Annotated in this window: 2 protein-coding genes; both read left to right on the forward strand. The window is 69.0% G+C overall.

Going from position 1 to position 1,724, the window contains the following annotated elements:
* Window positions 1–496 (forward strand): pilin (locus tag JR064_RS22885; protein WP_241093261.1); only part of this gene is annotated, 496 nt, incomplete at its 5' end.
* Between the two features lie 40 nt (window positions 497–536).
* The gene (locus JR064_RS22890) at window positions 537–1,481 is read left to right on the forward strand and encodes an RDD family protein (protein WP_206231240.1); all 945 of its coding nucleotides are present in this window, start codon (window positions 537–539) and stop codon (window positions 1,479–1,481) included.
* Window positions 1,482–1,724 lie beyond the last annotated feature (243 nt).

Consider the following 1,724-nt stretch of genomic DNA (forward strand, 5'->3'; position numbering starts at 1 on the left):
GCCACCAGCGGCGAGCGCCACCCCGACCATCCACGCCGCGGCTCCGCGCAACGGCCTGTCCGGCTGCGGCATCGGCGCGATCGTCGCGGTCGTGGTCGGCGCGGTGCTGCTGGCGATGATCGGGATTCTCGCCGCCATCGCCCTGCCCGCGTATCAGGACTACACGCTGCGCACCAAGGCCACACTGGCGATCGGCAGCGTCACCCCGCTGAAGTCCCGGATCTCCGGCTTCGCCATGCAGCAGGGGCGCTGTCCGGTCAACGGCGACCCAGGCTTCGGCACTGCCGAGAGCTACGCCAGCGAATTCGTCGCACAGGTGCGGATCGGCCGTTTCGACAACGGGCATTGCGGCCTGGAAGCCACCCTGCACGCGCCCGGCAACGCCAAGCTGGATGGCAAGGCGCTGTGGCTGGACTACGATGAGCGGGCTTCGGCCTGGAAATGCAGCTCCGAGCTGGACGACCGCTACCTGCCCGCGCATTGCCGCGGCGGTTGAACGGAAACGGATTTTTTGATCGCAACCCCGGGGAACAGGAATGAGTGAGTGGTACTACGCCGACGCCGCGCAGCAGCGTCACGGACCGATGCCCGCCGACGACCTGCAGCAGCGCTTCCAGCGCGGCGACGTCGGCCTGACCACACTGGTGTGGCGCGACGGCCTCAGCGAATGGCATCCGCTGGCCGACTTCGTCGACGAACTGGGCCTGACCCAGGCGCCGGCGGCGATCGCGCCGAACGACGCCGTCGAGGCGGCGCCGACGACGCCCGCGCAGGCGTTGCCCGCGGCCTGGGCCGCGCCGGAATCCGACGCCGCAGCGCATTCGCCCTATGCCGCGCCTGCCGCCACGCTCGGCGAGGAGCCACGCTTCGTCGCCGGCGGCGAGGTGGTGCAGGCCGGCTTCTGGAAGCGCACCGCCGCCTATCTGATCGACGGCATGCTGGTGGGCATGGTCGCGCAGGTGATCCAGTTCGTGATCATGCTCGGCTTCTTCGGCTTCAGCGGCCTCGGCGGCGGCAGCACCCCGGATTTCGCCACCGCCGGCGGCATCGTCATGCTGGTGCTGGTGTACTTGGTGCCGCTGGGGATGTCGGCGCTGTACTTCGGCCTGTTCCACGCCTCGTCCAAGCAGGCCACGCTGGGCAAGATGGCGGTCGGCATCAAGGTGGTGCGCACCGACGGCAGCCGGATCAGCGTCGGCCGCGGCATCGGCCGCTATTTCGGCTTCCTGCTGAGCAGCCTGACCATCTTCATCGGCTTCCTGATGGCCGCCTTCACCGAGCGCAAGCAGGCCCTGCACGACATGCTCTGCGACACCCTGGTGGTGGACAAGTGGGCCTACACCGACCACCCGGAGTGGCAGCAACACAAGCTGGGCACGGTCACCGTGGTGATCCTGTCGCTGTTCGGCGTGCTGATGGTCGGGATCCTGCTGCTGGTGATCCTGGCCATCGGCCTGGCCGCCAAGGGCGGCTGGCACTGACGGCCAGGACTCGGGACCGGGGAGACCCGGCGAACGGAAGTCGGCGAAGCCCCCATGCCGGAGACTTGATCGGGCGGCCACGCTTGACAGCCGCCGCCGGACATGTCCACTAATAAAAAGAGACGCAGCTGAACGCCCGGGGTACCAGCCCCGGGCGTCGGCCTCTCTGAACACCGCAACGCTTCACTAACCGGAGCAATTGCGCCACCCTACCGCCCCCAGGGCGCCCGCCCCGCCCATTCG

This window comes from Xanthomonas bonasiae, assembly GCF_017163705.1.
Lineage (GTDB): Bacteria > Pseudomonadota > Gammaproteobacteria > Xanthomonadales > Xanthomonadaceae > Xanthomonas_A > Xanthomonas_A bonasiae.

Excerpts from the sequence above, each read along its gene's own strand:
- JR064_RS22890 (WP_206231240.1), top strand. The coding sequence starts at position 537 with ATGAGTGAGTGGTACTACGCCGACGCCGCGCAGCAGCGTCACGGACCG.